This is a genomic window from Cupriavidus sp. UBA2010, from assembly GCF_002335265.1.
Taxonomy (GTDB): domain Bacteria; phylum Pseudomonadota; class Gammaproteobacteria; order Burkholderiales; family Burkholderiaceae; genus Cupriavidus; species Cupriavidus metallidurans.
Window position 1 is genome coordinate 117,973 of record NZ_DDCI01000032.1, and the last position, 26,825, is coordinate 144,797.

The following is a 26,825-nucleotide window of genomic DNA, read 5'->3' on the forward strand; positions in this document are numbered from 1 at the left end:
TGTGCTCGCGATCAGTGCTGCGGAATCTCGCCGGAGACATCGGCGTTGGCCGCGGACTGGCGTACCAGCGCAGGAATCTGCGCACCGAGTTCAGCCGCATCCCAACGGCCAGCTTTCTCGATGCGCGGGCCGGCATGCCACCCTTCGGCCACAGTAATGCGGCCGCCACGCACGCCAAATACCCGGCCGGTGATGTCCCCGGACTCCTCGCTCCCAAGCCAGGCGACCAGAGGCGCGACATTGGCCGGATTCAACTGGTCAAAGCCCTCGGCCGCGGCGTCCAGATGCTTGAAGTGATTGGCGGCGAAGAGCGCTTCGGTCATCCGGCTCATGGCGGTGGGGTAGATCGCGTTGACCGTTACGCCATAGCGGCCGAGTTCGCGTGCGGCGACGATCGACATGGATGCGATGCCGGCCTTCGCTGCCGCATAGTTGGCCTGCCCCGGATTTGCATAGAGTCCCGACGACGAACTGGTGTTGATGAGCCGTGCCGCACGCTGCCGGCCGGCCTTGCTTTCGTCGCGCCAGTACGCGGCCGCGTGGCGCGCCGGGGCGAAGGTGCCGCGCAGGTGCACTCGAATAACGGCGTCCCAGTCGTCTTCCGTCATGTTGGCGAGGGTGCGGTCACGCAAGATGCCGGCATTGTTGACCAGCACGTCGAGACCGCCGAAGTGATCGATTGCGGTCTGGATCATGCGGCTTGCGCCCTCCCAGTCCGCGACGTCGTCGAAGTTGGCGATGGCTTGTCCGCCCATCGCCGCAATCTCGGCGACCACTTCCTGCGCAGGCGCACTGGCAGTACCGGAGCCGTCGCTCTTCCCACCAAGGTCGTTCACGACGACCTTGGCGCCCTGCCGGGCGAATTCAAGCGCATATTCACGCCCGATACCCCGGGCGGCGCCGGTGATGACGACGACGCGGTCTTTGCAGATCTGTTGTTGCATGGTGGCTTCTCTGAATATTTCGATGGATGCGTCGACTGACGTAGTGAACTAGCGCACGCTGATGTCGTAGGTCTTGACGATCGATGCGTAGCGCCCGCGCTCGGCCTCGATCATCCGGCTCATCTCCGTTCCGCTCATGCCAAGTACGCCGGCGTACAGCGTCTGTGCGGCGAAGCTCTTGAACTCTGCAGACCCGATTGCCTTGAGCAGTGCGTCCTCGAGCTTGGCGACGACAGGCTCCGGCGTCTTCGCGCTGACCGCGAAGCCGAGCCAGACCGTGAGCTCGTAACCGGGCAGACCACTTTCGGCTACTGTCGGCACATTGGGCAGCTCGGGATGGCGTGCCCGGGTCGTGACAGCCAACGGGCGCAGCTTGCCGGCGCGAATGAGCGGCAGCGCGCCGCCGAGATCGAGCAGTGCCGCGTCCACGGCGCCCCCCATCACGTCGGTCTGGGCCTGAGAAGCGCCCTTGTAGAGGACGTGGTTGAACTCGACTCCGGCCATCTGCTGCATTTGCAGCGCGCCGAGCCGGTAGTGGTAGCTGTAGTTCGCCAGGCTGACCGAGTTCGGGGCTTTCCTTGCGGCGGACAGAAAGTCACTGAACGTCTTGTATGGCGACGAAGGGCCCGTCACCAGCACGGACGTGGCGCGAATCGCTGCCGCGAGCGGACGCAGGTCGCGCCTGGGATCGTACGGAAGGCGGTCGTGCACGAGCGGATTGATGACCATCGAGCTGGGCGAAATCATCAATACGCTGTAGCCGTCGGGCGGTGCCGTGAGGACGCTCTGCGTGGCGATGATGGTGTCGGCGCCGGGCCGGTTCTCCACCACGGCCGGCTGTCCCAGCAGTTTGGCGGTGCGCTCCGCGACGAAGCGGGTGACGGTGTCGGAACCGCTGCCTTGCGTGAGCGGGACGACAAAGCGCAGTGGCCGCGACGGGTAGCTGTCGGCGGCGCCTGCCAGCGTCGGCAACAGCATGGCGAACGCCAGGCCAAGGCCCGACAAGCGGGTGAGCAGCGATGGCTTCATGTTTGTCTCCTCCTGCTTGCTTATTTATGTCAGTCAGTTCTTGCCGTACAACGTGACCACGCAGGCACCGCCCAGGCCAAGGTTGTGCTGCAGAGCCAGCCGCGCACCTTCCACCTGGCGCTGCTCGGCCGTGCCGCGCAACTGGTGCGTCAGCTCGAAGCACTGGGCTAGCCCGGTCGCGCCGAGCGGGTGCCCCTTCGAAAGGAGCCCGCCGGACGGGCCCACCACCACCTTGCCGCCATAGGTGTTATCGCCGTCGCGCACGAACTTCTCCGCACCGCCTTCGGGGCAGAAGCCAAGGGCTTCGTAGCTGATCACTTCGTTCTGGGCGAAGCAGTCGTGAAGCTCGCAGACGTCGATATCCTCAGGGCCAACACCGGCCTTCTCGTAGACCCTGTTGACCGCCGAGCGGGTCATGTGCGTGCCGACGTAGTTCAGCATCGACGGTGGGTCGAACGAGGCAGGCGGATCCGTCGTGAGTGATTGCGCCAGGATCTGCACGTCGGTGCGCAGGCCGTGCTTGCGGGCGAATCGTTCCGATACGAGGATGGCCGCTGCGCCACCGCAGGTGGGCGGACATGCCATCAGGCGGGTTATCACCCCGGGCAACAGCGGGGTATCGTTCAGCACGTCTTCGGTGGTCACCACCTTGCGGAACAGCGCCAGCGGATTGTTGGCGGCGTGGCGGCTCGCCTTGGCGCGTACTGCGGCAAAGGTCTCCAGGCTCGTGCCATAGCGTTGCATGTGCTCGCGGCCGGCGCCGGCAAAGGTGCGTACCGCCTGCGGCAAGTGGGCCATGTCGGCGGTCAGGCCGTGCATGATCGGCTGAAAGCGGGCGCGCGTGACAGGGCGATCGTCCCAGTGGGACTTGAGGGCGCCTGACTGCATCTGCTCGAAGCCGAGCGCAAGCACGCAATCGGCGTCGCCGTTGGCAATGGCTTGGCGTGCGAGATAGAGGGCGGTCGATCCCGTCGAGCAATTGTTGTTGACGTTGACGATCGGAATGCCGGTCATGCCAACCTCGTACAGCGCGGTCTGGCCACAGGTGGAGTCGCCGTACACATAGCCGGCGAAAGCCTGTTGCACGTCGTCATAGCCGATACCGGCGTCGGCCAGCGCGCGACGTGTGGCTTCGGCGCCCATTTCGGTATAGCTCAGGCAGGCGCCCGGCTTGGCGAAGGGAATCATCCCAACGCCAGCAACCAGTACTTTTTCGCTCATGGTGCTTGTTCTCCGCTAGTGATCAAAGCTTGCGCGCGATAAGTTCGCGCAGGACCTCGCTGGTGCCGCCAAAAATGCGCGTCACGCGCATGTCGACGAACGAGCGGGCAATGGGGTACTCGAGCATGTAGCCGTAGCCGCCGTGCAACTGGACCATCTCGTCCACGCATTTCCACATGGTTTCGGTGGCGAACAGCTTGGCGATGGCGGCTTCCTGCAGCGTCAGCTTGCGCGCCATGTGCTGGCCGATGTAGTGGTCGATCAGCGTGCGGACGGCGACTGCCTGGGCCTTGATATCGGCGAGCTTGAATTTGGTGTTCTGGAAGTCCCAGACGGTCTGGTTGAAAGCCTTCCGGGACTTCACGTAGTCGAGTGTCAACTCGAGTTGACGCTCCAGGCGGGCCGCACTGTAGACGCCGATGATCAGGCGCTCCTGCGGCAGTTCTTCCATCAGGTGGATAAAGCCGCGGTTCTCCACGCCAATCAGGTTGCTTGCCGGCACGCGAACATCGTCGAAGAACAGTTCGGCAGTGTCGGCCGCATGCTGGCCGACCTTCTCCAGCTTGCGTCCACGGCGGAAACCCGCGCGATCGGCTTCGACCATGATCAGGCTTACGCCCTTGGCGCCGGCGGCCGGATCGGTCTTGCAGACCACGACGATGAAGTCGGCGCTCAGCCCGTTAGAGATGAACGTCTTGCTGCCGTTGATGACCCACTCGTCACCGTCACGCACGGCAGAGGTACGGATGGACTTCAGGTCGGACCCGGTGCCCGGCTCGGTCATCGCAATGGCCAGGATCTTTTCGCCGCGGCAAATCTCAGGCAACCAGCGATGCTTCTGTTCCTCGGTGCCAAGGCGGACGATGTACGGTGCCGTGATGTCGGAGTGGACCGAGAAGCTTGGCCCGGATACGCTCGAACGGTGGTACTCCTCCGCCAGAACGCAGGCATGACCGAAGTCGCCGCCACCACCGCCATACTCCGTCGGTACGGTCACGCAAAGCAGACCCTCGCGCCCGGCCTTCAACCAGATATCGCGCCCCGCCTGGCCAGCGGCATCCCATTCTGCCTGCCGTGGCGCGCACTCGCGCTCGAAGAAGCGGCGCGCGGTGGCGCGGAACATCTCATGATCATCGCGATAGACGCTGCGCTGGATCTCCACTGTGATTTCCCCCAATCTGGTTGGCGGCGCCGGTTCGGCACCGCAATGAGGGGAGTGTGGATGCGGGGAGGGAAAGAATCCCTACACCGGTGGTGTAGGTGGGTAGGGCGAATCAGCCCAGACGTGGCGACTGGGCCTCACGCAGCCGAGCCACCGCCTCATCGCGGCCAGCGACGCCGAGCTTGGCGTAGACGTTGCGCAAGTGGTACTTCACTGTGTCGAGTGAGACATTGAGCATCCGCGCGATCTTCTTGTTTGGCAAGGCATGCGTCAGTAGCGTCAGCACTTCACGCTCGCGGTCGCTGAGCTGCGCGTCGAAGGGGGTTGGTGTGTGCGATGCCGCAGGCGCGGCGGGCACGGTGCCGCGCCCGGCCTCATTTGTCAGACGTTGGGCGTAGAACGCCAGTACAGGATCGACAGCGGCGTCTCCGGCCACGTTGGCCAGCAAGCCTGCCACCTGGGGCGAGACATCCAGCAGGCTGCGAACAAGCCCGAGGCGATGGCCGATTCGAAGCGCGGACAGCAGGTGATCATGGGCTGCACGGGTATTGCGACGGCCATTCTCGGCAATCGCCATCAGCAGGTGCAATCCGGCAACCCGGCACCAGCGGCCGCCAGCCTCCGAGAGGGCATGCAGCGGCGTCAGCCTTGCGAGCGCGCTGTCGAAATCATGGTGATGCAGGTGCATCGCCGTGGCCGCCAGATCCGCGCAGACGCGCACTTCCCATGCGGTGCTGCGCGTTGCGCCCCGGTATCGGTCTGCCAGTGTCTCCAGCGCTTGCAGCACTGCGGCGGCGCGATCCGTGTTCCCGGCTTCGAGGTAGCAACGGACGCGCAGCCATTGCGCCGACGCCAGCAGGCGGTCGGTTTGATGCCGTAGCGCATAACGCTCGAGCCGATCGAGATAAGCCATTGCCTCGATGCGGCGGCCGGCAAGCCATTCTGCGCAAGATAGCGTCTGCAGCGCGCGCAGTACGGTATCGGGGATCGAGATGCGTTCCAGTACGTCGATGCGTGCCACCAGCATTCGCGCCGCGGATTCCACGTCGTTCAGTTCGTACTGTGCCTCGCCGAGCAACGCGGATGCCATGCACGCAACGCCCGCGTAGGTTCGGCCATGCAACTCGGACGCTGCCAGCACATCGCGGAAAATTCGCTCGGCGACCATGACGTCGCCCTCGGCGGCGTGGGTCATGCCACCCATGCAACGACCAAGAAGAATCCCGCGGGGCGCACCATCGCACGGTGCCCCATCCTCGATGACCTCGCGAGCCTCGCCGTACTCGCCGCGATAGATGTGCATCCACGACAGGATATTGGCGCGTGCGGTGAGCGTGAAGTCATCGCTGCCCGGTGGCAGGCGATGCAGCTCCGGCAACAATGCCGCCACGGCGTCGGTGTCATCGCGCACGAGTGCGAGGCCTCCGCGCAGCACTGCCAGCGCATAGCGTCGGTGTGCGGAGGTCTTGTCGGGTGTGTCGGACCAGACCTGCAGGCGATGCAGACTCGCTTCGAGGGCATCGGCTTCGCCGGCATACATGTGCAAATATGCCATCGTCAGTTCCAGTCGGAACCGGCTGGCGATGGTCTCGGACGGGAGTCGTCGCAGCAGCCCGGCGAGCCGGTTGAGTTCGCCGCGTTTAAGGTGGTCGATGGCACTGTGCTCGACCATGTCGGCTGCAACGTCGGGCTCGCCGGCGCGCACTGCATGGCCGACGGCTTCCTCCACGAGTCCGTTCGCCGCGAACCACTGCCAGGCGGAAGCATGGACGGACCGGCGCTCGACAGGAGGCAGGCTGGCGCCGCGCGCCTCCAGCACTTCTCGCAGTAGGGGATGCAGGCGATACCACGTGTGGTCGCCGGCAGCGTCGCCGATGCGGACCAGAAAGAGTCCGTCCAGCGCGAGGCCACCGAGCCGACGCCCAATCTCGGGGCCGTCGTCTGGAGTGCCGAGCAGCGTCGCGCCGAGGGCGCCGCAGAACCGGTCGCAGGCAGACAGGCAAGTGAGGAGTTGCAGATCCGGAGGCGCCAGCCGCACCAGTATCTCGCGCTCGAAATAGCTGGCGAAGGTTTCGGCGTCCCGCACATGAACGGGTATGTACGCACCGCCCTGTTTGGCGCGAAGGTCCACGGCGAACAGTTGCAGGCCAGCGGGCCAGCCGTCGGTCAACTCGTGGATCCGGCTTGCATCTTGCGGCTCGACGGCTCCAAGCTGATCGCGCAGAAAGTTGGTCGATTCGTCGGGCGTGAAGCGTAGATCGCGCAGATCGAATCTGGCCGCCATCCCACGGGCCTCCAGCCTGGAAAGCGACAGCGAGACGGGCTCCGGCAGCGGATGTCGCGACGTCAGGGCGATGTGGAAATGCGGCGGCGCATAGTCGATCAACCAGCGCAAGGCCGCCAGCACGCGTGCATCCTGCAGCAGGTGGGTATCGTCGAGCATCAGCACGAGTTGGCGACCGTGCGCGGCGATGGCACGAACGACCGCGATAACAAAGTGCTCGGCAGCGCTGGGCGTCGCGTCACGCCCGGTCAGTAGCTGGGCGTTGCCGGCAAGGGCTGGGTCGATTGTGGAAAGGCTTGCGAGCAATGCTTCGAAGAAGCTGGCGGGATCATCGTCATCCGCCGCCAGCGACAGCCACGCGACGTCATAGTCCAATGCCAGCAGTGACTGACGCCAGGCGACAAGACTGCTGGTCTTGGCGCTGCCGGCGGGCCCCTCGATGGCCACGCATCGCAGGCCGCGCGCTGCAGTCAAACGCGCGGTAAGTGTGTCGCGCGGCATCAGCGGGCGAGCGCTGCGGGGCGGGGCAAGCTTGCCTGGCGAGAGGGGCGGCGTGTACGGCTGCTTGTGCGGCACGCCCGTTGCGGATGGCATGACGGCAGATTCTCCAGGTGGCACCGACAAGAAACGTGTGTCCCGGTGAGGGCTCGGCAGATTATAGAAAGAGGACACCCACTCGGCACGGATCGTGCGAAGTGCAACCCGTTTCGGGTGGGGTTGGTTGCTTCCAAATCTTGTTGGGTGCGCTCGTCGTTTTCTTCTTCGAGGTGGTGGGGCTTAGTGGCACTCGCGACCAACGTGCAGATGGCTCCACCCCTTGCGGCTGCACGCTACTCGGCAGTGTGGATGCCAGGGCACACCTGTCGCCAAATGGCGCCGAATGCAAAGTCTGGGGCGGCTCAGGAAAAGTCGCGCACCCGCGTTACGCCTACTTTCAGAGTGAGTTCTGCAGGCGCTGGAACTTCGCGCGCCGCAGCCCCCTTCTGAAATTACGGAGTTCAAATGTCCAACGAATCGCTCTTGTGGTCTGGACGCCCATCGCAGGCCGCAAACCTTCCTGTCTTTGTGCTTTGCGTCGCAATGTGCTTCATACCGTTTCTCATACCTGCGGCCGTCATCCTTGCAGCGCTTAGTTACCTGAAAGTTCAGACGACCAGGATAGAGGTAACCACTAAGCGCGTGACGGTACGTAGTGGCATCATGTCGATGAAACTCGATGAAGTGGAGTTGTCCCTTGTGCGGGACATTCAACTGACGCAGCCGTTGCTCCTGTGGCTGCTTAAACTGGCCAACATAGTGATTGTGAGTTCGAATGGCGCTTCGCCAGTCATCCACTTGTATGGCATCCCGAACGCCTACGCGTTGCGTGAAAAAATTCGCTGTTGCGTCGAGAGTCGTAGGGATTCCAAGGGCGTTCGCGATTCCGAGAGCAGCCACATGGTGGCGCACGCCTGACAAAAGGCAGTGTTGAAAAGGGGGACGAGACATGATCAAACCGGGACTTATTCAACCCACCCGCTTCATCTCATATCCGTTGGCCAAGGCATGAACTCGTCATCCGCCCCAACAGCACGCTTCGTCTCCACTGGCACTCTGCCGGGGCCGGACGAGATCCGCTCGCTGGTCGAAGCGGCCTATGAGAACTTTCGGGAGGAGGCGGGCGGGAAACTGGCTGACTACATTCCGGCCCTGGCCGAGGCGGACCCGTCAGCCTTTGGCATTTGTGTCGCCAATACTCGCGGCGACGCGTTCATGGTCGGCGAGGCGGCTGAGACCTTCTCGATCCAGAGCGTGTCCAAGCCCTTCGTGTTTGCGCTGGTATGCGAGGCCCTCGGTGCGGCCGAGGCTGCAGCGCGGCTCGGTGTAGACGCTACAGGGCTGCCTTTCAACTCCATCATGGCGATGGAACTGCGTGCCGACGGCACCAGCAATCCTTTGGTCAATGCCGGCGCCATCGCTGCCACTAGCCTGATACCCGGCTCTGGTGCAGAAGACCGCTGGCACCACGTTCGCCAGGGCCTGTCTCGCTTCGCCGGCCGCGAGCTGGAGTGCGATGAGCACGTCTACGCGTCCGAGGCGGCCAACAACCAGCGCAACGCCGGATTGGCGCACCTCCTGCGCGGGCACGGGCGTCTCTACTGTGATCCGGATGAGGCCGTCGAGGTCTACACTCGCCAATGCGCATTGCTGGTCAGTGCGCGGGACCTCGCACTCATGGGCGCAACCTTGGCCGGCGGTGGTGTCCATCCGCTCACAGGCGAGCAGGTTGTGAGCGCCGCGACTTGCCAGCGAGTACTGGCGGTCATGGCGACGGCAGGGCTTTACGAGCGATCAGGGAGCTGGCTCTATGATGTGGGCCTGCCCGGAAAGAGCGGCGTGAGCGGCGGCATACTAACGATCGCCCCCGGCAAGGGCGCGGTCGCGACCTTTTCGCCGCCACTGGATGCCGCCGGCAACAGCGTGCGTGGGCAGCTTGTCATGCGCTTCCTGTCAGAACGATTGGGGCTGAACCTGTTCATCTCTGCGTCGGGCGCGCACCTGTAGCGCCGCTGACAGGGCCTCGAATGGCATGCAATCAAATGCCCACGGATGGGCGGACTCGGGCATGGGGACTTGGTGGGGGAGCGCTTCCGACTGCGGATTCAACCGGTCAACGCAACGGTTTGATGGAGTCGTTCTGCCGGTGTATCGAAACCTCGTGTCTTTTGAGGGCGTTCATCGAGGTGCCACGTGTTGCCAGGCCGGCGCCGCACTGCCGTGACTCGATGGGGAAAGTTGCCGCCGAACTTGTCGCAGCAGCGGCGGGTCGTCTCGTAGCTCACGACTACGCCACGCTCGAACAGCAATTCCTCGATGTCGCGCAGGCTCAGGTGGAAGCGGAAGGTTCAGCGTACCGCGCAACTGATGACCACTGCCGGAAAGCGGTGGCCGTGATAGAGCGATGTCTTCTTCATCGCCCCATCTTACGCGACCTCGCCAACGTGACAGTGCCGTCTAGCCGCCCATGAAGTACGGATTACGAACGTCGTACACATGGCCGCCCGGGTTGAACTGCGGATCCTGTTGTACGCCCTGGGGATATGGGTTCACCTGGCTCGTGCCTTGCATTGGCATCGAGGGATCCATCGGGCTGCTAGGCGTGGCCGAAGGACTGAGGTTGGACTTGGTGCTATCAGCATTTGCGCCTTGGGTATACGGATCGAACTTCCCTTGGCTATTTGAGTAAGACGGATTCGCCCCCGAATCCGGGGCTTGCGTAGGCTGCGCATGCGCGGCACTCAGCGCCACAATGAATGTGCCGCATGCCACTGCTAGCATTCGATTGTTCTTCATCACATGTACCTCCGACTGCAGGAGTGCAGCCCTTTCAGGGTACAAGATGCGTCAGGAATTTGTAGGGCGCAGATGTTGCCAACTATCTGTGGCGACACATGTGCGGAAAAATTTTATCGAGGCAGCATCGGCTTCGACTTGGCGTAGGCGCGAAGCGCATCGTTCGGCACTGTCACGTTGGCCTATCGAAGTCACCCAAGTTCCGTCTGCCGCATGAAGCGGTGGTTCACTCCTCACCTCATTACGGCCCAAGTGCGCCAACGTGACAACGCCCTCCTGTGGGATTGGCCCTTCGCGAGTTTCGTGCGCCATCTCGCTATTGAGATGAGAAGGCAATGCCGGATTCATCAAAATGGCGTGTCGATGCCTTGTGCTCTTGGCGAGGGAGGCCGGGGTGACATAGTGCTCGTCGAGTGTCTTGAGACCACGGAGCGAAGGCGTGGTGCCCTTACGCGCACGCCACTGCAGCAACACGTCCGACGGTGCTCTTTCCATCTGCCGATGGGGCGAGAGCATGCAAAGTGCCTTGCGTGCCAGGGAGCACGCTTCTCGTTGTCTCAGTACAGTCTGATGCGGCAATCCGGGCTTCGGGTAGGTCGTGCGGCATGAGGTTGTCCGCACTTGCAAAGCTGGGGAGTGGCGCGCTCATGAGCGTGCCTCTTTTCGGGTGCTGCCCGAGGGCCTGGTAGGCTGGTTCTTCTTCCAGGCCGCGTATTTCTGGGGCATGCAAACGGCGCACGGTCTGTAGCCGGCGGCGATGGCCGTGGCCTCGTCGGCAAAGAAAACGCGGTGCTTCACATACGCGCCAAGGGCAATCGCCTGCAGCGCGGCACGGCAGTCCATGCGCCCGTATAACTTTCGGCCTCGATGGCCTCCGAAGATGCCGGGCATGGCGCTGGAGCACGGCTTGCCATCTGGCCCAATCAGCATGAATGTCTTGTCCGGTGTCGGCATGTGCGGTGTCCCTTCTGCATCACGGTGCATCGTGGAACGACAGTTCCAGTCCAATGCGCTCGCCTTTGCGGACGCGGCTGATGGCGTGCTTGAGATTGACGCGATAGTAGCCCTTGGTACCCTTGAAGGGGCGTTCCGCCGTGGCGATGACAGCCGCATCGCCGATCCTGAGCGGCAACACTGCCGGGCGCGACTGCATGCGTGGGCGCTGCTCAGTCATCACGAACTCGCCCCCCTGGAAATCGACGCCCGGCTCGGACAGCACCGCGACGATCTGCATGGGAAACACCTGCTCGCCTTCATTGCGCTGATGCAGCGATACATGATCGTCGACGCCGAGCCGACTGAGGTGGGATTGCCCCCGCGTCTGGCCTGCCTTCCGATTGCGCCGCAAGAAGTCTTCCAGTTCGGCCGGATAGCGATGATCGACGCCCAGGGTCTCGTTCCAACGGTTGGCAACGATAACCAGACGACGATAGAGGGCGGTGCGCCACTGCTCCAGAGGCGCCGGCAGGTCCGAGCCGAAGACCAGCAATTCACCGCGCCCGAGGCCGCTGGATGCCAACGCCACACGTTCGGCACCAGACGCAGAGGTCAGCAGCGCCAGATCGCACGCCGCGTTGGCGTCTAACAGGCCGGGCAGCACGGCATAGCCTTCGGCATCGAGTTGCAGGCCGATGTCCACCCAATTCAGGCGATCGAGGGTTGCGTCGAACGCAGTCATGGGACACCTTTCCATCAAACCTGGGTTTCGCGGCGCAGCAGTTCGCGCTTGCGATCCACGCCCCAGCGGTAGCCGGCCAGATCGCCATCACGCCGCACGACGCGGTGGCAGGGAATAGCCACGGCGATGTGATTCGTGGCACACGCCTGGGCCACGGCGCGTACCGCCTTGGGTGAGCCGATGCGCTCGGCGATCTCGGCATAGCTCACGGTCGTACCCGGCGGGATCTCGCGCAGCGCGCGCCAGACGCGCTCCTGGAAGGCGGTGCCCTGCACGTCCAACGGCAGGTGCAGTCCCATCGCAGGCGCTTCGATAAAGCCCACCACCTGGGCAATCAACTGCTCGAATTCACCGTCGCAGCCGACGATCTCGGCCTTGCGGAATTGGTCTTGGAGGTCGCGCACCAGTCGGTCGGGATCGTCGCCCAGCAGGATTGCACAGATGCCGCGCTGGCTCTGCGCAACCAGAATGGCGCCCAGGGAACACTGGCCCACGGCGAAACGGATGACGGCACCGACACCACCGGAGCGATAATCCCGCGCGCGCATGCCCAGCAACTGGTCGGAGGCTTCGTAGAACCGGCTGTTTGAATTGAACCCGCTGTCGTAGATAGCGTTCGTGATGGACGCATCCGGGCTGCTCAGTTCTTCGCGCAGCTTGCGGGCGCGATAGGCCGAGCTGTAGGCCTTGGGCGTCAAGCCAGTTTCAGCCTTGAAGAGCCGATGGAAGTGAAACGGACTCATGCCGATTGCAGTCGCCAGATCATCAAGCTGAGGGGGCGTCTCCGATGCTTCAATCATGCGGCAGGCACGGGCCACCAATGCAGCGCGCTCGGCTGCCGCACTGGTCTGGTCAGCATGAGCACGGCGGCTGCTGCGGTAGCCCGCAGCCTCGGCGATTTCGGCCGAGTCGAAGAATTCCACGTTCTCGCGCTTGGGCAGCCGTGCCGACGAACTTGGCTGACAGTACACGCCCGTGGTGCGCACGGCGTAGACGAAATGGCCGTCGGCGCCAGCATCGCGCGCCTGTACGGCCGTCCAGCGATCGTCTTCCGTTTCGTAGGCAATGGTCGTCTTCATGGCAGAAGTCTCGTCATCATCAATCACACAGCCAGAGTACGCGGGCTTTCCATCGCAAGCACTCCGATTCTTGCGGCCGATATCTATCGACGGGGCAGGTGCCACAGATACCACGCGGCCACCGTCCGGAAAGGGCTCCAAGCCTCTCCGATCTCGCGCATCTGGCGCGGCGTGGGGGCCTTCTCCAGGCCCTTCAGGCGCCCATAGCCCTCCCGCACGCCGAAGTCGTCCACGGGCAGGACGTCGGAGCGCTCCAGCGAATAGATCAGGAACATCTCGACCGTCCAACGCCCTACGCCTCGCAGGGACGTCAGGCGTTCGATCAGCACAGTATCAGGCAGACGCCGGGCCTCTTCGAGGTTCGGCACAACGCCATCGACTGTAGCCTGGGCAATCCGCCGAATGGTGGCCAGCTTTTCTGCCGAGAAGCCGCAGGCGCGCTGCAATTCAGGGGCGCTGGCCAGCAACTGCTCAGGCGCCGGGAAAGACACGCCTGGGTAGAGCGCCAGCAGGCGCCCCAGGATGGCATCTCCCGCCCTGGCGTGCAGTTGCTGATAGGCAATTGCGCGCACCAGCGCCTCATAGGGCTCGCGTGCAGGCTTGGCCTCATGGCGACATGGTCCGATGGCGGCAATGTGGAGAGCCCAGTCGTCGTCCAACTCGGACAGGAACTTGGCGGCCCGGTGGTAGGCACGCGGTGACAGGTCGGCGGCAATAGTCTTTGCATGAGTCCCGCTCAAGATCAAAACCCCGGCAGCATGGCAGTCTGCGTCTCGGGCTGTTTTTTCTTTGCCACCATCGCCTTCTCGTGCTCCAGCAACCAGCGCTTGCGGTGCAGGCCCCAGGCATAGCCCTTGAGGTCGCCATTGCTCGCAATGACGCGGTGGCACGGCACGATGATGGCGATCGGATTGGCGCCATTGGCCGCGCCGATCTCGATGGCCGCGCGCGGGTCGTCGAAACCCAGTTCCTTGGCTAGCTTGCCGTAGGTCGTGGTCGTGCCCACAGGGATGCGGCGCAGCGCGGCCCAGACCCGGCGCTGCAATTCCGAACCAGACGTCGCAGTCCGCAACACCTTCATCGCCTCCAGCTCGCCATGGAAGTAGCGGGCCAGTGCATCGGCAATCTCGGCCGGGGCAGGGATCTCAGTCAGTTCCACCTCGCCATAGTGCTCGCGCAGACCGCGATGCAGCCGTGCCTTGTGGTCGGCGAAGTCGAGCGCACGCACGACCTGCTGCGCATCGGTCACGAGCAGCATGACGCCCAGCGGCGAATCCAGTTGGCTGAGAAACATCTTCATGATGCGCTCCTTGTTGAATGAGTCGAATGGCTCGTTCGTGGATCACTTCAGCCGCGTCACGCCGAACTTGCCAAAGAGGTAAGCCTCGCCACCTTCCAGATGCAGCTCGGTATCACCGTCATTGTTGATCCGCCATCGCGCTTCGCCGGTATCAACCAACGACTGACAATAGGCTTCGACTTGGCTGCGCGCGTCAGCCAACTGGCTCGGCAGTTCTGCGGAACTTATGTTCATAGGAAACCTCGGCTGCTGCTACCACCCCTCTAGTGAAGCCACGGCGGGAGGAAACGCTGTCGTCAGATCTGGCACATAAGGCAGCGCGAAGCCGCGTAGCACCACTGCGGCAGGACCGAGGCGGTGGTGCTCCGCTGTTCCCTCAAAGAGTTCGAGCGTTTCCATGCTCACCTCGCATCGTGAAAGATCAGCCCCACAGTGTGACGCTTGCCCCTGAGAATGCGGCTGACGCCATGCCGCATGGAGACTTTGCGAGCGCCACCACGTCCCATCGCAGGCCGTTGATTCACGGTGAATGCCACCGCGTCACCCTTACGCAGCAAAACCACATCCGCGCGCTGGCCTTTTGTGGAACGCTCTGTCATGACGAACTCGCCGCCAGCGAAATCCTTGCCGGGCTCCGACAGCAGGATGGCCACCTGCAGCGGGAAAACGTGCTCGCCGTATAGGTCCTGGTGAAGACAGTTGTAGTCGCCCTCACCGTACTGAAGGATCAGCGGTGTCGGCCGGGTCTGGCCCGCCTGGTGGCACCGCTGCAGGAAGGCGGCCAGATCATCCGGGTATTGCACGTCGATGCCCAACTGCAGATTCCAGCGATTGGCAATCGGCGCTAGCCGGCGGTACAGCGCGTGGCGTAGCTGTTCGAGCAGCGGCGGTAACGGATAAGCGAAGTACTTGTACTCACCGCGCCCGAATCCATGACGAGCCATGACGATCCGTGTGCGGTAGCCTTTCTCATTGGGGTAGAGTGCCGCGAGTGCATCGCATTGCTCCACCGTAAGAAGGCCAGGCAGCACGGCGTTTCCATAAGCATCGAGCGAACTCCCGGTGCTTATCCAGTCGTAGGCCTCGGGTGTCATGGAATAGCCTGCTGCAACGTTTCGTAGAAGCGTATCGGGCTTCGCTCGAATGGTGAGCCGGAATCCGCCAGGACATCCAATCTCGCGGCCTGCTCGATGTCCAAATCGAGAAGACGCAACACGAAGTCTTCAAGTCGCATTCCATCAAGGCGCGACGTGGAGACATCCTGCGGCGGTAAGCCCTGCTTCACCGCCGTCACCCAAGCCAGCAGTGATTGCGCAACAGGGTCGGTGCTTGCAGTCTTAGTCATGGTGCAGATCCATCGAAGTAGGGGTAAAGCAAACAAGAGCGCCAGCCCCAGCCATGAGAGGCTGGCGTTGATGGAATGCCGCCCGCCTCACAAAGCGAAGGTAATCCAAATGTACTGCCGAACTTGATTCACTACGCTCCGTTTCCTGCGGTGTAATTCGGAAGATCGCGCAAATAGAATACGTGCTCGCAAATGAAGTAGGCCCGCAAGCATTGCGGGCCTACTTGTGCCGATTGGGAGTGTCGTTCCGCACCAGACAGGCGCGGAACGACATGCCTCATTGAGTGCTCATCAAGCGTCGCCGTTCTTTGTGGTGGCCTTGATGAGACCGAGTTGCGTCAGCGCGGTAACGCCATCGTCCAGTCCGCGCTCCTCCACGATCTTGCCGTCGATCACCTTCAGTACCGTGGTGCCGGTGAAGTGCATCTTGCGTCCAGTTGCAGCAGGCAGGCCACCGATCAGGAAGTCATCGTGCGCCGGGCCGGTGTGCGTGCCACCACCTTCCCATTGGCCAATCACGTAGTCGCCTTCCGCGATCAGGTCCGCAGTGCCCCAGAAGTTGAGGTCGGGGAATGCCTTGCGGAAGTCAGTCATGAAGGCCCTGATGTCCGCGTGGCCGCGACGGGGCTCATGCAGCGAATAGTGAAGCAGCATGTCGGGAGCGGCGATTTCGTCGATGACCGCAAGATTGGGAGTCTTCCCCCAGAATTCTGTGAACCACCGGCCGACGACGGCCTTGTTGTCGTCTTCTTTGCTCATTTGGAATCCTCATAGATAGTTTCGGAAGATCAACGAAACCGCTCGATGATCTGAGCGAAAGCGTAGACAACGTGTCGCGATTCAAAACTCCGGTTCTTGCGACGAAGTTCGGAGGGGTTCTACGACACGCGCCGCGCAACTCGAGGATTTTTTTGTAGTGCAGTGCGCGTGGCGACTACCGCCTTGATCTGACTTTGGTGTTCCTGCTGAAGTTAAAAATGGCACCGCAAGGGGTTGAGCATTTTCTAGCGCAAGAAACAGAGAGCGCCATCGAAGGCGGATCACTACTCTTCGTTCCAGGCGAGACATACAACGTCTCGCTTCCACGAGTCAGGCGCGTCACCGGCCTTTGGCTGGACGCAAGGGGAGTCCGTCATGTCCATTCGTTTGATCCAGCCAGGTGCATTCGCCGATCGCGGCGACGTTTGGATGCGTGACCAGTTGGCCCGCCTCACGCAAAAGCATGCGCAGTTCGGGAGGCACCACCGGTTCGACGCCGATGCGCTGCTGGCAAGATCGGCACGTATTGCCAGAGAGGCAAGTGCGGCAGCAGCGCCCGCCGCGTCGAAGATCTCTACGGGCGACCGCCTTCGGCGAGCGACGATTGAAGCTATCGAACATTGCTCGCGACTGGATGGTCATGCAGCAGCCACCGTCGCACATTGAGTGTCACGTGAGATCGCTTCTGGACTCGAGCACTGGTAGCGCAGACAAGGCTCGCCATTCCCAGCGAGTTCTTTCTTATTCACCGGCCCGGCTCGACTACGCATGGCGACAGATGGAAGGCTGAAGTAGAGCCGATTTCGGTCCGTGGAATGGGCTGTCTTGAGCGACAGGGGCTGGCCGGAAAGCGCCTGTCGAGCCCGCGCTCCGCAACCCGTCGCCGCCGTTCGCAAGCAGGTCACGGAATGGCGGTTCCGCCGCTGAATTCAGTCACTCGCGATCCATCGCTATCGCTGGAAGCCGCTCTCACATTTCTGTAGCGATCGCGCTCAACGCCGCCAAGTCGAGAATCAGGAAATGCGAATAGGTGATGCGGATGATGCCGTCGCGTTCGAGTTGCTTGAGTTCCTTGTTCACGATGGGCCGCGAGCGGCCCACCATGTCGGCAAATTCATCCTGGGACAGCTTCAGGGAAATCGACACCCCGTCTGTCCGTGGCATGCCGTACGGGTCAACCATATGGAGCAACGTAGGCGCACAGCGCGCGCGCAGCGTGGCTAGCGAACTCTCGGCAAGATTCAGGTAGGTGAGGCGGGAGCGCAGGCAAAGCAGTCGCATGAGCGCCAGCGCCAGCCCGGGCTCGCTGGCCAGGGTGCGCTGGACCAACGTCTTGCCGAGCAGCAGGACAACGGTCTCTTCGTGAGCCACGGCGTCATGGATGGCACCTTGCTCATCCAGCACCGGGATCAGGTTCATCAACTGGCCCGGCTCCAGATAGCGCGCCACATGCCGCTTGCCGGTCTGTGTGGTGGCGCTGACTTCCAGCACGCCATCGACGATCAGGCAGAGGTGCCCCACCGGCTCTCCCCGGCGGGTCAGGACCTCACCGCGCTTCAGCACTTGGACCTGTCCTTCCTCCAGCAGCGTTTCTAGTGTTTCCGGCCTGCAGGTGCTGAACCAGCCTGTGCGATTCAGTACGGCGGAGGCGAGGGCGCGGTGCGAGGGCCGAACGGATTCTGTCATGTTTTTTACAGATTTCGGAGGGGCGCGTTCCTAGAATCGCCGGCACATTCATAAATATCCAGGAGACAGCAATGGCCGAGGATCTTGGCATCGGCGCATCCGCCTATCTTGCCGCATTGCGGGGGGCGGGCGTCAGCCATTTTGTCACAGTGCCGGATTTCGTCCAGCTTGCACTGCATCAGGCCGTGGAGCGCGGCGAAGGCGGGATGGAGCTGGTCCGTACGTGCAACGAGGACCAGGCCGTCTGCGTGGCGGCCGGCCTGACGATTGCCGGAAAGCGGCCGCTTGTGGTGATCCAGAACCAGGGTCTCTACGCATGCGTCAACACCATCCGCGCCGTGGCGCTCGATGCACGCATTCCTACCGTCTTCCTGATTGGCCAGTTCGGCCGGGAGACAGACAACTTCGGCCAGCCGAGCACGCAGTCGCGCCGGCGCGTCGTCAACCTGCTGGAACCGCTGCTGGACGCCATTGATGTGCCGTATTGGCAACTCGAACAGCCCTCCGACCTGGAGGCCGTGGCGGCCGCCTATGACGCGGCGCAGAGCCGTCGGGGCGCCGCGGCGCTGATCGTCGGACGCCCTGTGGCGTGGCATTGAAGGAGAGCACATGCGAATCGTGGAAGCCTGCAAGGCAATCGCACAGGCGCGCGGCGAGCGCGTGATCGTGGCGACGATGGGGGCGATGTTCGCCTTCGACATGCTCGGCGTGACCGAACGCCGCCTGAGTTCGGTGCCGCTGATGGGCGGCGCCGCGAGTCTCGGTCTGGGGCTGGCGCTCGCGCGGCCAGGCCACGGCGTGATCGTGGTCGATGGCGACGCCAGCCTGCTGATGCAACTCGGCGGACTGGTCACCGTCGCCGATGCCGGAGCCACCAACCTGATCCACTTTGTGGTGCAGAACGGCGCCCAGTTCGCCGGTGCCTCCAACCTTCCCGTGCCGGGCGGTCATGACGTGGATTTCCGCGCCATGGCGCTCGCCGCCGGCTACGCGAGTGCGCACAGTTTTGGCGACGCGGAAGCGCTTGGTCAGGCGATGCCCGCGTTGCTCGACGCCAAGGGGCCCGTATTCGTCGTGTTGAAGACCGAGCCCGAGGCCCCGCAGTTCGGCCCCGCGAAGCCGCAGCCGGAGTTGCCGGATCGGCAGTTCCAGCGCATGGGCGCCGAGGCGGAGCAACTCGGCGTCTGGTACGCCGCACATTGAAGGGGGATGACGTGACTTCCCAGGTTGCAGATACGTACGACTACATCGTGGTGGGTGCCGGCTCGTCCGGCGCGACGCTGGCCTCCCGCCTTGCCGAGCGTGGCCGGGGCAAGGTGCTGCTGCTCGAAGCCGGCGCGCCGCGCGACAAGGACTTCTGGGTGACGGTGCCGCTCGGTGTTGCCAAGCTGTTGCTCAACCCTGACTACGTCTGGCCTTTCCAGACAGAGGCCCAGCCCCAGCTTGCCGGACAGAAAATCTACTGGCCGCGCGGCCGGCTGCCCGGTGGCTCGAGTTCGGTGAACGGCATGATTTTCGTGCGCGGTGAACCCGCCGAGTTTGACCATTGGGCCGCGCTCGGCAACCAGGGCTGGGATTACGCGTCGCTGCTGCCGTACTTCAAGCGCCTGGAGAACACAGCGTGCGGCCAGGACGAGTCACGCGGCCGTAGCGGGCCGATCAGCGTGTCGTCGGTGTCGAAGGTCCATCCGAACCCGCTCAGCGATGCCTTCGTGCAGGCGTGCCAGCAAGCTGGCATTCCGGCGGCCAGCGACTACAACGGTGGGGTCTATGAGGGCGTGAGCTACCTGCAACTGTCGACTGGTGGCGGCCGGCGTTGCAGCACGGCCGTCGGCTACCTGCGCGGCAGGCCGCAGGCCAATCTTGTGCTCGCGACGGAGGCGCTCGGGACGCGCGTGCTCTTCGATGGACAGCGTGCCGTCGGCGTGGAGTACGAGCAAGGTGGCATTCAGCGCCGCGCCATGGCGACGTGTGAAGTCATTCTCAGTGCGGGCCCGATCAAGTCGCCGCAACTGCTTGAACTCTCTGGCATCGGTGACGCGGCGCGTCTGCAGGCGCTGGGCATCCCGGTACGCCATCATTTGCCCGGTGTTGGGGAGAACCTGATCGACCACCTGCAGGCACGCATCACATTCGAATGCACAAAGCCGATCACGCTCAACGAGATCGTGCGAAGCCCGCTGCGGCAGGGCTGGATGGGCATGCGCTATCTGATGACCCGGCGCGGCATCATGGCCACGCCGTCTGCGACAGTCCACGCGCTGGCGCGCACGCCGGGCTTGCCCGACCGGCCGGCGGTCAAGATCCAGCTTCACCACCTGACCGGCGCCGACCGCTACGCCGGAAGGGGCTTCGGACTCGATCCGTTCCCCGGTTTCGCGGTGGGCTTCTTCCAGTTGCGGCCAGAGTCGCGCGGTCATCTCCATATCCGAAGCACCGATCCGCATGAGGCGCCCGTGATCGAGCCGCGCTATCTCGATACCGAAGGCGACAGGCAGGCGATGCTGGACGCGCTGCGGCTATCGCGCAAGGTATCGCAGCAGCAGGGGCTTTCTGGCTACGTGGCGCGCGAGACCCGGCCCGGGGCCGATGTGCGCGATGACACGGGTCTGCTGGACTACATCAAGGCTTCGGGGCAAACGTCCTGGCATCCGATCGGCACCTGCAAGATGGGCAACGATCCAATGTCCGTGGTGGACAGTCAGCTCCGCGTGCACGGCGTGGCTGGCTTGCGCGTTGTGGATTCTTCCATCATGCCGACCATGTGTTCGTCGAACACCAATGCGGCGTCAATCATGATCGGCGAGAAGGCGGCCGACATGATTCTTGACGCCGCCCGTAGCTAATCCGGACCGAAAAAACGGCAGCAATCCCGGCATCCGTGCCACGCGATCGGGGCGCATTCAGCGATAACAGGCCGCGTCAAGACGGCCACTGCATCCCAACCTAATATCTCGGAGACAACATGAGCCCTATCTACGAGCCCGCGCGAGCGTGGCGAACGGCGGTCCTGCTGTTCCTGTTCATGGTGGTGAACTTCCTGGACAAGATCGTTATCGGTCTGCTGGCCGTGCCCATGATGGAGTCGCTGCAGCTGACGCCTTCGCAATTCGGGCTTGTGGCCAGCAGCTTCTTCTGGGTGTTTGCCGTCGCAGGCATCGCGGGCGGCTTCATGGCCAATCGCGTCGCCACGACGACGATGCTGCTGGTCATGGCGCTGGCATGGTCGGTGTTCCAGATTCCGCTGGCGATGTCGACGAGCCTGGCCGTGCTGATCCTGTCGCGCGTACTGCTGGGCATTGCAGAAGGTCCGGCGTTCCCCGTGGCCGTGCATGCGGCCTACAAATGGTTTCCCGACGATCGGCGCAACGTGCCGGTGGCGTTCTTCTCGCAAGGCGGCAGTGTTGGGCTGCTGATTGCCGGTATTGCGATTCCGCAGATCACGCTGCATTGGGGCTGGCGGGCGAATTTCTACGTGCTGTCTGCTGTCGGCCTGATCTGGGCATTGCTGTGGCTGGCGCTTGGTCGCGAGGGACGCATCGATACAAGGCACTCCAACGGGACTTCCGCGGGAGCTGAAGACCGTTTGCCCTATGCACGGCTGCTCTCGGATCCCACCGTGATCGCCTGCTTCCTGCTGCATTTCGTTGCCTACTGGGGTCTCGCGTTGACGCTGACATGGCTGCCAGCCTATCTGGAGCGAGGGCTCGGCTACTCGGGCATCCAGGCGGGGCGCCTGTATGCGGTGATCGTCGCGATCAGCATGCCGACAGTCATCGGCTGTTGCTGGCTCGCCCAGCGGATGCTCAAGCGCGGTGTGACATCGCGCGCCGCCCGCGGCTTCTTCTCCGCCGCCACGCTGTTGCTGGCAGGGGGCGCGTTTATCGCCCTGTGGGCGACGGACCTTGCGCCGATCTGGCGCGTGGCGCTGATCGGCGTGGCCGTCGGCGTTTCCCCGACGATCTATTCATTGGGCCCCGCCATGCTCGCGGAAGTAACGCCCGGGGCGCAGCGTGGCGCCATCCTCGCCATCGACAACTCCATCGCTTCCGTTGCGGGCGTGCTGGCACCGCTGGTATCGGCGTTCTTCATCGAGGGCATTGCTGGCGCCGCAGGCTATCAGGCCGGCTTTGCTTTCTGCGGCGCGCTGATGGTGGTGGGCGGCATCCTGGGCGCCCTGGCGATCAACCCGGAGAAATCGCTACGCGTGCTGCGCGGACGGGAAACGGCAACCCGTACCTCGGGGCGTGGCGCACGATCGGCCGCAGGCTGACGTGGACCGATCAAACCAACTCGTCAGGCAAGAGTTGTAGCACCCGGGCATTCAGATGCCCGTCAATGCCGTCACGTCTGATGTAACGGGCGGCGGCGATCAACAACCCAAAAATGGGGAGACAGGAGTGAGGAAGTCAATGATTGCGCTGGCAGCGATGCTGGCAGGTACGGGAGGCGCGCACGCACAGTCGAGCGTGACGCTATATGGCGTGGCGGATATGAACGTCGAGTATGCCAACCATGTCGGCGTCGTGCCGACGGCTGGCAATGGCTTCAATCCGGGGCCGTCGCATGACGTGGTTCGCATGGACTCCGGCGGCTATGCCGGATCGCGCTGGGGGATACGCGGTACGGAAGCGCTGGGCGGTGGGACGTCCGCCTTGTTTGTGCTGGAGAGCGGCTTCAACCTTGATACGGGCACGATGCAGCAGGGTGGCCGTCTGTTCGGACGGCAGGCTTTCGTTGGCTTGGCGTCGCCATATGGCCAGGTGACGTTGGGCCGGCAGTACACCTCCATGTTCGAGGCGCTCGCCAACTTCGTGCCGATGGCCTATGCCACGCAATACGAGCCCGTCGCCTTTATGGCGGGGGCCAATTTCCGTGAGGACAACACGGTGAAGTACACGGGCCAGTTCGGCCCGGTGACCGCGCTGGCGCACTGGTCGTTCGGCACCGGCCTGGCCCTGCCGGCGACGGTGGGCGTGGCCACACCTATCGGCGGCAATGGTGAGGTGCCTGGGCAGTTCCGGCGTGACTCGGCGTATGGTGCGGCACTGGTCTATGGCACGGGGCCGTTCGCCGTGACGGCGGGCTATGACCAGTTCAATCCCACGATCGCCTCGGGTATCGGTACGGTCAAGAAGGCGTCGGTCGCCGGCAGCTATGCATTCGGCCCGACACTCAAGATCATGGGCGGATACCGTTGGGGCCAGAACAAGGGCCAGGCCGGTAACCTGATCCAGCGCGACGACTACTACTGGGCGGGCGCGACCTATCAGGCCACCCAGGCCATTTCACTGTCGGTCGAATACAACTACGACAACCTCAAGAACCTGTACGGCAATACCCAGTTGGCCAATCCGTGGCAGATCGCACTGATTTCCGACTACGCATTCTCCAAGCGGACCGACGTGTACCTGACGGCGGCCTATGCGAAGAATGCCGGCCTGACGCTCGATTCGGTGGCCAACGTCTACGCCACCTCGCTGTCGCTGGGGACAAGCTACGCGTTGGCCAACGGCCAGAACTCGATGCTTGGCGTGGCCATGGGCGTGCGGCACAAGTTCTGACGGGGAACGATTTCTCCGCTTCCCCAAGGGCGTTGCTGGCGCTGGCGGGGAGTTTCCGGGACCACGGGGGCTGTTGGCCTCGTGGTCCATTTTCATGGTGAGGACGGCGCCTGTTCCTGTGTCTTTTTAGATGTTTCAGGAACCGATATGAATTCTTTGATCGGGTAGTCACCGGCCGAACGGATTGCTGCACGATATCCGGCGTCATGTCAGTGCACCGCGCGCCGGCTCCAGTCCATTGGCGCCTCTTGAATCGGGCGGACGCGGATACGCACCTGGCCCCACTCATGCAAAGTCCAAATCATGGAGAACGCGATGACCGTTGCGCGAAATATTCTGGCGAGTCTTGTGATAGGCGTCGTGGCGAGCGCATCCGCGCCGGCGGCCGTCGCAAAGGACTGGCCGGACCCACTGCTGGAAACCGCAGGCACGCCGGAGAACGTTGCAAAGGGTGAGGAATACGACGCCTACCAGCTTGGCCTGTCGGCCTACGTCTGGGGCTATCCGCTCGTCCGGATGGAACGCGTGGCGCGTGAATATACCGATGTACCCAATCCAAAGCCGGCTACGAGCTATCGCGCCCCGTTGAACCGCATCGGCTGGGCGCGCGAACTGGCGACGCCGTCCGCGTTGGACATGCCCACGGCGAACAATGACACCACGTACCTGAGCGCGGTGGTCGACCTGTCCAGCGGGCCTTACATCCTGTCCGTCCCGGAGGTGGGCAACCGCTACTACGTCGTGGATGTCTTCAATATGTGGCAGGAACTGCAGCACTACATTGGCCGCCGTTCCACCGGAACGAAGGCTGCGCGATACGCGCTGGTGCCACCCGGATGGAAGGGAACGCTGCCGGCAGGCGTCAAGCGGCTGGACGTGGCGACGAACAAGGTCTGGCTCTGGGGCCGCATGCGCGTATCGGCTGGCGAGGACATGAAGAAGATCCACGCGCTCCAGGATGCTTTTGATCTTCGGCCGCTATCGGCGCTGGGTCAGAAAAACTGGCAGGCCCCCAGCGCAACGCTGGCACCGCTGCCCGACATTGGCAGCGATCCGCTTGGTTTCTATCGTCAGCTGGCCGCAGCCCTGAAGGACAACCCCGTCCGCACGGAAGACAAGGCGCTTGCCGAGCAGTTTTCGCGGATCGGCATGACGGCCAAGGGATTCGATCCAGGCAAGCTCACCGAGAATCAGCGCAAGGGCCTGCTTCGCGCCATCAATGATGGCCCCTTCATTCCGGTCTCCGCGGTGTCCCAGGCTTCGCAAGTCCGGCAGGGGTGGAACTATGTGCGAGGGATGGACAGCTTCGGGTATGACTACCCACTGCGGGCGGTCGTGGCTGGCCCGTACCTTGGAGGGCAGGGCGAGAAAGAGGCCGTCTATCCGATCCGCTATACGGACAGCGACAGCAAACCGCTCGATGGCGCCAATGACTATGTTGTCAAGTTCTCGGGCGAGCCGCCCAACAACGCCTTCTGGTCGCTGACGATCTACGACGCCAAGACCAAGATGCTGATCGAGAATCCGCTGAACCGCTACAAGTTCGGCAGCGATACGCCGGGCATCCGCAAGAACGGCGACGGCAGCTTCTCGGTTACCGTGTCGCCGCGCAAGCCGGCGGAGGGCACCAACTGGTTGCCGTCGCCGAGCGGCCCCTTCTACGCGATCCTGCGCATCTATCAACCGAAGGAGGAGGTCATTTCCGGCGCGTGGAAATTGCCGCAGATGGATCGCTTGGGGAAGTAACGGCGTTCAATGCCGGCCGCTGATTGAATGTGAACGGGCCGCAGTTCAACTGCGGCCCGTTCCTCGTGCGGCGACATCGGGTTGAGGCACCTAGCTGTTGACGACTTCAAAGTCCGGCAGCTTGAAGGTCTTCTTGTTCAGGGCCTCCGTCGCACCATAGAAGCGCATCGTGGGCATGGGCCGTTTGCCCTCGGTCGGTATCCAGTTCGATTCCAGTCCTGCCGGCGGCTTCGGTCCCACGTAGAGGGTCACGCCGCCATCGGAGTTTCGCTTCATCTTGTCGAGATCGTACGAAGACAGCGTTGTACGATTGGTGTCGCTGTAGATGAACGAGAAAGTGGCGCGATCGTAGACGGTCAGCGCCCAGAACTGCTTGACGGGCATGTCTGGCGGGACGTTCAGCTTGTAGAGCTTGCCCGCTTCGAGCATCTTGCCGTCCTTGTCCGAGAGCGCAATCAGATACTGCGTCGCCGGTGCTTCGGTGAGCACCTTTGGCATATAGGTGCACCAGAAGTACTCGGCGGCGCGTTCGATCAGGTCGATGCGGTCATCATAGGTGAAGGTGAACTTTCGGTTGGCATCGCTCTGTAGCAAAGAAACATAGTGACGGTCTGGCCAGTAGACACGCTTTACCATCTCGGTGTCGAACCAATGCTGCAGGAAGAACCAGGCGTCGATAGCGGCCTGGCGCATCGCTCGCTTGGCAGTAGCGTCTGGCGTGAAGGGCTTGCCTTTCTCAATGCCCAGGGACGTCAGCATGCCCATCATCACCTTGTCCTGCTCCTTCACCGGCTCCACGCTCATAATTTCGTGCATGTCCTCGAAATGCCGCTCATCGTAGAAAGGGAGCGTGGCATAGCGCTGGTCAGCAGGATCGACGAAGCGCTGCCGAGGAGGGTTCGCGGCCTCGGAGTAGTAGTACAAGCGCAGCTTCTGCGCGTAGTGATAGGCATCTTCGACTGACTTCCCGGGAGCGCGTACGGACCGGAAGGCCAGGGCAATTCGGTAGTTGGGTGAGGCAACGTGGATGTAGCCCTTCGGGATGGCACCCTTGTAGCCGGGTGGTGTGAAGAGATACTTGCCGCCCTTGCCCTTGTCGAGCCCGGACGGTCCGACATCCGCAATCGTGAATTGCCACGCGTCGACGACCTGGCCGTACAGGCTGCCATCTGCACTGGCCTCTGGCACTTCCAGTACAGCGGGCCCCTTGCGCAGGTCCGTATAGGCGGCGATGTAGGGTGTCGAGCTGTTGGCGGTCAATGCCTCCAGCTTCGGCGTTGCCGCCGCTGAGTAAGCAATGATGTCATTGTCTTTGAGGCCGAGATCCGTGAATGCCGCCCGACGGAACGAATAGATTGCGATCGCGGGCATGTTCCAAAGCACAGCCTCAAAAGCGCGGTGGTATTTGATCTGGTAGTCGAAGTCCTTGACAGAGGGGGTCGCCCCCTGAGGTGGCTGACCGCCCAGCGGCTCCCGCGCGCCACGTGCATGGGATGGGGCTGCAGGCTGCGCTTCGGCCGCTGTGGCAGCGGTGGCTGACAGGGCTCCGGCTGCCGAGGAGATGAGAAATTCGCGTCGATCCATGGTTGGCTCTTTCCGTGCGGGGAACTGAAAGTCGTGGGCGACGCGCATTTGGTAACGGGACCGTCGACGCCACGGGATGCCTTATGGTGCAACGCCATACGCGGCCCGCGA

General features: G+C 63.1%; 25 protein-coding genes and 1 pseudogene. 9 read left to right on the plus strand and 17 right to left on the minus strand.

From position 1 onward, the window contains the following. Window positions 1-11 precede the first annotated feature (11 nt). From B2246_RS23030 to B2246_RS23050, 5 genes are all read right to left on the minus strand, one after another. Entirely contained in the window at window positions 12-944 is a 933-nt protein-coding gene (locus B2246_RS23030; RefSeq protein WP_008641212.1) for an SDR family oxidoreductase, read from the minus strand. A gap of 48 nt (window positions 945-992) precedes the next feature. Then, complete coding sequence (locus tag B2246_RS23035) at window positions 993-1,973, minus strand: Bug family tripartite tricarboxylate transporter substrate binding protein (protein WP_008641214.1); 981 nt, start codon at window positions 1,971-1,973, stop codon at window positions 993-995. A 33-nt stretch (window positions 1,974-2,006) separates the two neighbouring features. Then, window positions 2,007-3,194, minus strand: coding sequence for a lipid-transfer protein (locus B2246_RS23040; RefSeq protein ID WP_008641216.1), 1,188 nt, complete (start codon window positions 3,192-3,194; stop codon window positions 2,007-2,009). A 22-nt stretch (window positions 3,195-3,216) separates the two neighbouring features. Continuing rightward, window positions 3,217-4,356 carry an acyl-CoA dehydrogenase family protein gene (locus B2246_RS23045; protein WP_186426750.1) on the minus strand — a complete coding sequence of 380 codons (1,140 nt, stop codon included), beginning with the start codon at window positions 4,354-4,356 and terminating at the stop codon, window positions 3,217-3,219. Between the two features lie 112 nt (window positions 4,357-4,468). Then, on the minus strand, window positions 4,469-7,234 hold the full coding sequence (locus B2246_RS23050) for a LuxR C-terminal-related transcriptional regulator (RefSeq protein WP_286881187.1): 2,766 nt from the start codon (window positions 7,232-7,234) through the stop codon (window positions 4,469-4,471). Between the two features lie 408 nt (window positions 7,235-7,642). Between B2246_RS23050 and B2246_RS23055 the strand changes: the two genes are divergently transcribed. Together B2246_RS23055 and glsA are read left to right on the plus strand one after the other, a co-directional pair. Beyond that, the gene (locus B2246_RS23055) at window positions 7,643-8,095 is read left to right on the plus strand and encodes a PH domain-containing protein (RefSeq protein ID WP_286881185.1); all 453 of its coding nucleotides are present in this window, start codon (window positions 7,643-7,645) and stop codon (window positions 8,093-8,095) included. A gap of 90 nt (window positions 8,096-8,185) precedes the next feature. Beyond that, window positions 8,186-9,184 (plus strand): glutaminase A, encoded by a 999-nt coding sequence (gene glsA, locus B2246_RS23060; protein ID WP_008641223.1) that lies wholly within the window; start codon window positions 8,186-8,188, stop codon window positions 9,182-9,184. A gap of 149 nt (window positions 9,185-9,333) precedes the next feature. On the opposite strand, the pseudogene B2246_RS23065 reads toward glsA, so the two are convergent. From B2246_RS23065 to B2246_RS23110, 10 genes and pseudogenes are all read right to left on the minus strand, one after another. Further along, a pseudogene (locus B2246_RS23065) lies at window positions 9,334-9,594 on the minus strand (IS6 family transposase); the annotation flags it as partial. A gap of 1,024 nt (window positions 9,595-10,618) precedes the next feature. Next, a complete protein-coding gene (locus B2246_RS23070) occupies window positions 10,619-10,927 on the minus strand; it encodes an Ada metal-binding domain-containing protein (RefSeq protein ID WP_286881183.1) in 309 nt (102 codons plus the stop codon). 19 nt (window positions 10,928-10,946) lie between these two features. Then, complete coding sequence (locus B2246_RS23075) at window positions 10,947-11,651, minus strand: 2OG-Fe(II) oxygenase (protein WP_008641226.1); 705 nt, start codon at window positions 11,649-11,651, stop codon at window positions 10,947-10,949. A gap of 14 nt (window positions 11,652-11,665) precedes the next feature. After that, window positions 11,666-12,730: a bifunctional DNA-binding transcriptional regulator/O6-methylguanine-DNA methyltransferase Ada gene (ada, locus tag B2246_RS23080; RefSeq protein WP_008641227.1), complete on the minus strand. Its 1,065-nt coding sequence runs from the start codon at window positions 12,728-12,730 to the stop codon at window positions 11,666-11,668. 83 nt (window positions 12,731-12,813) lie between these two features. Further along, entirely contained in the window at window positions 12,814-13,470 is a 657-nt protein-coding gene (locus B2246_RS23085; protein WP_286881182.1) for a DNA-3-methyladenine glycosylase family protein, read from the minus strand. A 2-nt stretch (window positions 13,471-13,472) separates the two neighbouring features. Then, window positions 13,473-14,030 (minus strand): methylated-DNA--[protein]-cysteine S-methyltransferase, encoded by a 558-nt coding sequence (locus B2246_RS23090; RefSeq protein ID WP_286881180.1) that lies wholly within the window; start codon window positions 14,028-14,030, stop codon window positions 13,473-13,475. 42 nt (window positions 14,031-14,072) lie between these two features. Beyond that, window positions 14,073-14,264: a hypothetical protein gene (locus tag B2246_RS23095; protein WP_008641234.1), complete on the minus strand. Its 192-nt coding sequence runs from the start codon at window positions 14,262-14,264 to the stop codon at window positions 14,073-14,075. Between the two features lie 167 nt (window positions 14,265-14,431). Continuing rightward, window positions 14,432-15,124 carry a 2OG-Fe(II) oxygenase gene (locus B2246_RS23100; RefSeq protein WP_286881178.1) on the minus strand — a complete coding sequence of 231 codons (693 nt, stop codon included), beginning with the start codon at window positions 15,122-15,124 and terminating at the stop codon, window positions 14,432-14,434. Next, window positions 15,121-15,375: a hypothetical protein gene (locus B2246_RS23105; RefSeq protein ID WP_286881176.1), complete on the minus strand. Its 255-nt coding sequence runs from the start codon at window positions 15,373-15,375 to the stop codon at window positions 15,121-15,123. The genes B2246_RS23100 and B2246_RS23105 overlap by 4 nt, the downstream gene beginning before the upstream one ends. Window positions 15,376-15,666: 291 nt before the next feature. Beyond that, window positions 15,667-16,134 carry an ester cyclase gene (locus B2246_RS23110; protein WP_286881174.1) on the minus strand — a complete coding sequence of 156 codons (468 nt, stop codon included), beginning with the start codon at window positions 16,132-16,134 and terminating at the stop codon, window positions 15,667-15,669. A 375-nt stretch (window positions 16,135-16,509) separates the two neighbouring features. Here B2246_RS23110 and B2246_RS23115 point away from each other — a divergent pair, with 375 nt between their 5' ends. After that, window positions 16,510-16,800, plus strand: coding sequence for a hypothetical protein (locus tag B2246_RS23115; RefSeq protein ID WP_035880837.1), 291 nt, complete (start codon window positions 16,510-16,512; stop codon window positions 16,798-16,800). A 303-nt stretch (window positions 16,801-17,103) separates the two neighbouring features. Here B2246_RS23115 and B2246_RS23120 read toward each other — a convergent pair whose 3' ends face one another. Beyond that, window positions 17,104-17,820, minus strand: coding sequence for a Crp/Fnr family transcriptional regulator (locus B2246_RS23120; protein WP_286881170.1), 717 nt, complete (start codon window positions 17,818-17,820; stop codon window positions 17,104-17,106). 71 nt (window positions 17,821-17,891) lie between these two features. On the opposite strand from B2246_RS23120, the gene B2246_RS23125 reads away from it, so the two are divergent. From B2246_RS23125 to B2246_RS23150, 6 genes are all read left to right on the plus strand, one after another. Beyond that, window positions 17,892-18,419, plus strand: coding sequence for a thiamine pyrophosphate-binding protein (locus B2246_RS23125; RefSeq protein ID WP_008641240.1), 528 nt, complete (start codon window positions 17,892-17,894; stop codon window positions 18,417-18,419). A gap of 10 nt (window positions 18,420-18,429) precedes the next feature. Continuing rightward, on the plus strand, window positions 18,430-19,023 hold the full coding sequence (locus B2246_RS23130; RefSeq protein WP_286881167.1) for a thiamine pyrophosphate-dependent enzyme: 594 nt from the start codon (window positions 18,430-18,432) through the stop codon (window positions 19,021-19,023). 11 nt (window positions 19,024-19,034) lie between these two features. Further along, window positions 19,035-20,666, plus strand: a complete 1,632-nt coding sequence (locus B2246_RS23135; RefSeq protein WP_286881166.1) for a GMC family oxidoreductase — start codon at window positions 19,035-19,037, stop codon at window positions 20,664-20,666. Window positions 20,667-20,785: 119 nt separating this feature from the next. Continuing rightward, complete coding sequence (locus B2246_RS23140) at window positions 20,786-22,093, plus strand: MFS transporter (RefSeq protein ID WP_008641243.1); 1,308 nt, start codon at window positions 20,786-20,788, stop codon at window positions 22,091-22,093. A gap of 139 nt (window positions 22,094-22,232) precedes the next feature. Next, the gene (locus B2246_RS23145; RefSeq protein WP_008641244.1) at window positions 22,233-23,384 is read left to right on the plus strand and encodes a porin; all 1,152 of its coding nucleotides are present in this window, start codon (window positions 22,233-22,235) and stop codon (window positions 23,382-23,384) included. Window positions 23,385-23,699: 315 nt separating this feature from the next. Beyond that, window positions 23,700-25,130, plus strand: a complete 1,431-nt coding sequence (locus B2246_RS23150) for a DUF1254 domain-containing protein (protein WP_286881164.1) — start codon at window positions 23,700-23,702, stop codon at window positions 25,128-25,130. Window positions 25,131-25,220: 90 nt separating this feature from the next. Here the strand turns inward: B2246_RS23150 and B2246_RS23155 are convergent, their stop codons facing one another. Beyond that, window positions 25,221-26,714, minus strand: a complete 1,494-nt coding sequence (locus B2246_RS23155) for a DUF1254 domain-containing protein (RefSeq protein ID WP_286881162.1) — start codon at window positions 26,712-26,714, stop codon at window positions 25,221-25,223. Window positions 26,715-26,825 lie beyond the last annotated feature (111 nt).